The sequence below is a fragment of the Gelidibacter sp. F63206 genome (genome assembly GCF_023015735.1).
Genome location: NZ_JALKAU010000062.1, coordinates 1 through 4,955 on the forward strand (window position 1 = coordinate 1; position 4,955 = coordinate 4,955).

The 4,955-nt window shown below is 39.9% G+C and carries 2 protein-coding genes; both read right to left on the reverse strand.

Translation table 11 applies throughout. The annotated features are described in order from the left end of the window. Positions 1 to 853: 853 nt before the first annotated feature. Complete coding sequence (locus MWU32_RS02875) at positions 854 to 4,027, reverse strand: DEAD/DEAH box helicase (RefSeq protein WP_246937599.1); 3,174 nt, start codon at positions 4,025 to 4,027, stop codon at positions 854 to 856. Next, on the reverse strand, positions 4,024 to 4,827 hold the full coding sequence (locus tag MWU32_RS02880; RefSeq protein WP_246937601.1) for a hypothetical protein: 804 nt from the start codon (positions 4,825 to 4,827) through the stop codon (positions 4,024 to 4,026). The genes MWU32_RS02875 and MWU32_RS02880 overlap by 4 nt, the downstream gene beginning before the upstream one ends. Positions 4,828 to 4,955 lie beyond the last annotated feature (128 nt).

Below are 4,955 nucleotides of genomic sequence, written 5' to 3' on the forward strand. Positions count from 1 at the left end.
CCTATAAGCAGATTCTGGTGGGTCGGATCCACCATCTTATAAATAGTTACGTGAAGCTTATGCTTCACTCACAGCACACGTCGAGTAGACCAGGGGAGTTTCACCCCAAGCCTCTCACACCCGCCTGCCGGACGGGCAGGGAACCGTACGTGATAGTCTCCCATCATACGGCTCTTCTAAAGTGGTATACAAAAATAGCTCATCCTTTTTCAAGTTGGCAGGCTGTATATCAAATTAGCTCATCCCTTTGCTCCATTTCCATTACAGAAACTTCATCACTACTACGGATGAGTCCGCCCCTGTTCCAAACATCGCTATTCTGCCTCTAGTTTGCGCTATTGTACATTTCACTTTGCATTTTGGCTCAGGTTCCCGAGTTCCGTAAATAAGCCCAAATAATGGTCATGCCTCCTAAATGACGCCTGCCGCCCAGCCAATAAACAGGTGACCGCTGGACTTATAATGTTTGTCATACTTCAAACACTTTTGACAGAGGGTTGCACTTTCTCGACACTTCATCAGAGGTTCATTTGCATTCATCTCCATTATTCATACCTGACCAGCTCTTGGCGTAGCCTTTTCCATAACGCTCAATACCTTGGCTCTTTACCAAAGCACCTTATGGTGGTTTGATGCTCTCCCCTGTAGGACAACACCGGTGGGTCGGTTCCACCATCTTATAAACAGTTACGTAACGACTTTCAGCCGGTCGTTACTCTCGGCACACATAAGAGCAGTAGCGGATTTCAAGGCGATTATCTGTCCGCCACCAAAAAAGTTTATTAAATGCACCGACCTTGATTTTACCACTTCACCCGCTATTGCTCTTATACAATGTTGTGCAATCGTGCTTTTAATTTATCCCATTCAATTTCTCCCACACTCTCTTGTATTCCTCACCACTTAATCTTGTACCAGCAGGCCTAACACTTTCCCAAGTTTCTCGTTCCTGATTTCTAAGCCAATTATTAACTGAATCGGTTGGCTGAGAGAAAATTTCGCCATTTACTGCTGCATCGTATAACTGGCCTAAACGATTGGCAATGCTTCTTGGAATATTATTCTTTCGCATTAACACGCCTTCATCTGTATTGACACCATAATGCAGGTAGGCAGGAAGATTTGCCATCCTTTTTTTATCAATCTCGGACAGATTATCCCAATCAACCCCACTTGTAGGCATACTTTGCAAAGCTGCTAAACCCCAAGTGGCGGACTGGGCTACTACTTTATATAAAGCTTGTGTAGTTTTCTGAATCGCATTATTCAAATCTTCATTGGGGTAAAACCGCCCTGCTATTCGTGATACAGATTGCCCATTAACCCAATCAATTATCAATCTAGCAATGCTTGACTGATCTAAAGGTCTTTCACTAGTACCTAGTGTTTCTATTGATTTTCTTATCTCATAGGTATTTAGCATTATTCCTACCAGTTTTTGCATACTTTGGTTCTGCTCAGAAAACAACTGATTTTTATTCCAATCGCTATTAACAAGACCTGCACCTCTAAGCCTATACATCATTTGATTAACCGAAACAGTTGAGAAACCTGTTTTGTCAGATCTTTCAGCATCTGTTACAGAAATACTTTCAGCATATCTTCTGATTTGATTTCTCAAAAATGCTTTCTTCTCGGGTGGTAACTGACGATAACCAAAGGTTCCTTGAAGTTTCTGTTCAAGCTGTGCTATAAACAAGTCTTGGGCTTCTGTCTGTTTTCTTAGATGTGAAATAAACTGCAGCAATGAAGACCATCTTTCATCGAAATAAAGCCATCTTTCAAAATCAACATCAGGTCTTTCTAAAGCCGTATCAATAATACTTACTAATTGGGATAATAAATCTTCCGATACAGTATTAACATAGCGGGTTACATTCACTAGATCACTATCATTTCTTACACAAACGCCAACCCACCCCATACTATCCTGCCCAGCACGACCAACTCTTCCTGCTAAATTCCAGAAGTCTCTAACTGGCATTGGCCCAACATATGGATAATTATAGGCACCCATAATTACAGCTGAAACAGGAAAATTAATTCCCTGGGCTATTGTTGTAGTTGCTACTAATGCCTGTAATTTTTCGCTTGACATCAAATCTTCAACTAAAAAACGAATTTCATCTGGAAGGGCAGAGCTGTGAACTGCAATCCGTCTGCTCAAAAATCTTGCTAAGGGAAAATCATTTCCCAGCTCACTTTGAACTAATTTGATTAATAAATCAACATCATCATCATAGCCAAAATTATCATCCGATTTCTCAAACAGCGTTTCAGCAATGCTATACGTTTCATTCGGGTCAGATGCCAAGACAATTATTGGTGATGCAGGATTTAAACAATTAGCCCCAACCGTTTTTGCAATTTTTACTTTTGACGCTCTAGCCTGAGATGCTGTTTCATCGGTAGTTCCTGGGAACAATGGAACAGCTTCCCCAACTTCGTACGTTCCTTTATCTGTATGCAATGTTCTCAATACATAGTCATACTCTCTTTTTTGACCCTCTATTTGAATTGCTCCAATAACTCGCTCATTTGGTTGCCACCAATCCAATTCTAAATTGATAACCTGCCCTCTGTCTGGAGCCAGCCAATTAACGATTTCATCAGAATTGGAAATATCTGGTGTCATTAATAAAAAATTCGCTTCCTGACAATCGTTTTTAATTGTTGACAAAAGAAACTCAAGGTTTAAACCTCTTTGTTTCTCTTCAATGTTGTGCGCTTCGTCCACAACTGTTAAAACCAATGACCTTTCGTCCGTAGTGCCAAGACCTTGACGAACAAGAAGGTTCATTTTTTCATAGGTGGTTACAAGTACATCAAAAGTGGTTTGATTGCCATTTTCTTCTATCAAGTGCTGTTCAAATCCATCCAATTCAATGGCGCCACTTGCTTTTTCCACACTTAATCCGATATTACCCAAATCTCTTTTGAGTTGGTTATAAATCTGGTTAACTAATGCCTTTGTTGGAACTACATAAGCAACCCAACCACCCTGATTTCTGAATTGATTCAAAGCTTGTAAAATCCGATACTCTGCAATGAGTGTTTTGCCGCTGGAAGTCGGTAGATTTACAACGATAGCCCGATGTGCTGGGTTTAATAGCTGTCCTTCTAAAATTGATTCCTTTTGTGGGTAAAGTAACTCAACCAATCCTTTTTCCTGACGACTAACATATCGATTAAAATGTGTAACCCAATTGTTGATTCCTCTTGTGTTGTGCCAAATGGTGTTTCTGACCATTTTCACTGCAAATGCTTCAAAGAATTGATACATCAAGCTCAAACTTATATTGCCTGACTTTTGGGCGTACTCACCTGAAATCTGTAAATGATAGCGCAACTGATCTTCTGGCTCTAATGGTCTGCCTTCCAATAAATATTGTCCTAAAATATCGATGCTCTTAGCGAAATGATACAAAGAAACCAATTCAGCCGCTCCATAAGGGCGACTTTCCTCATTTACCTGATTAAGAAAGTTGGCCTCAAACTGTTGTTGTTCGATTCTTAATTGATTTATAAGACCTATAGCCTCGCTGACATCTCGCCAATTTTCTTTTTTCACCAATTGCACAATTGCCTTAAAAGAAACGATCAAGATTCTATTATTCCAGTTATCAACAAGCTCAATGTTTCGTATCTGTTCTTCAAGCCCTTTTAGGTATTGCTTTACAAAATGCCAATGCTCTCCTAAATATCCGAATGCAATCAGCTTAAAAGTCTCATACACGAAATACTCACTTTCAACAATTGCAGGTAACTGACTGGCAATATCAAAATAGGTAGAGCACAAGGCTTTGAATTCGTTTGATGTCTGCTCAGTATTTCGTAGTTCCCAAAGTTCAATGATGCGTAATTCGCATAATTCTTTGGCTTTGATGAGCTCTTGGATTTCAACTTCATCGAGTTGAAGACTTGTAAACCGTCTTGATAATTTCCCCTTTTGTATGAGCATACCAATCCCCGCAAGCATATCTGGATAGGCTTGTTCTAAGATGTGATATTTGGTCTGTATGCTCATTCGTTTTCCTCGTTTATGATATTCAACCAATCTTTTTGTTGAATCGGAAGGTAGAGTGCCAATAATTTAAGCCCAATTGGGTCCAATATGCGAGCACTCAACCTTCCATAACTCAGTGATAAATCTCTTTCATCGTGTTCAATATCACGGATCAAGACTCCAATCAGTTGGTAATTTTCAGGATTGGAATAGTATGCCCTAAAACCTGCGTCAAAATTAACTTTAAATGGATGACCCTCTGGAAAAAGACGCATTTTACTCTTTAGATAAGAAATTAAAATTTGCCGTTTTGGTCTATTGTTGTATAAATCTCTTAACTGACTTTCAATTCCATCTGCACCTGTCATTACTTGTGGAGGTCGGTTTGCCGTTTCAGATGATGTCTTTACCTCACCAAATAAAAAAAGTACTTGACCTTCCACTTCAATGAAACCAACCAAATCTGCCCCTGTTTTGTTGCCCTTTGGATTACGGGTATCCCTCAATTCGTTCCAGTAGAAACGGCAAGAAAAAGCTTGTTCTAAAATCACTTCGGCATAGGCTTCTCCAACTCGGAAGTTTTGAGCCTCAATAGATTCACCTTCTAAAGCTTGAATGTCTGCCAAAAGACCATCACTAACATCAAATCCTGTTTCGTCTCTTAAAGCCCTTATTCGCCCTAGGGTATCATCTCTCTCTTCACGGTCAAGTAAATTGTCTTTTACCAATCCTTGCAAATGTTCACGACATTCCTGTTCATCAAGGCTAATGCCCTGATAACCTCTGCTGTTTGATTCGTTATGTTGATAATCAATTCTCAATTGTCTCGTTTTTTAGCATGTTGCACAACGTTGATGTGTCGAGTAGGAAAAGGGAGTTTCACCCTTCCCCTCTCACAGAACCGTACGTGATAGTCTCCCATCATACGGCTCTTCTAATTTAATCCACA

Excerpts from the sequence above, each read along its gene's own strand:
- MWU32_RS02875 (WP_246937599.1), bottom strand. The coding sequence starts at position 4,027 with ATGAGCATACAGACCAAATATCACATCTTAGAACAAGCCTATCCAGAT.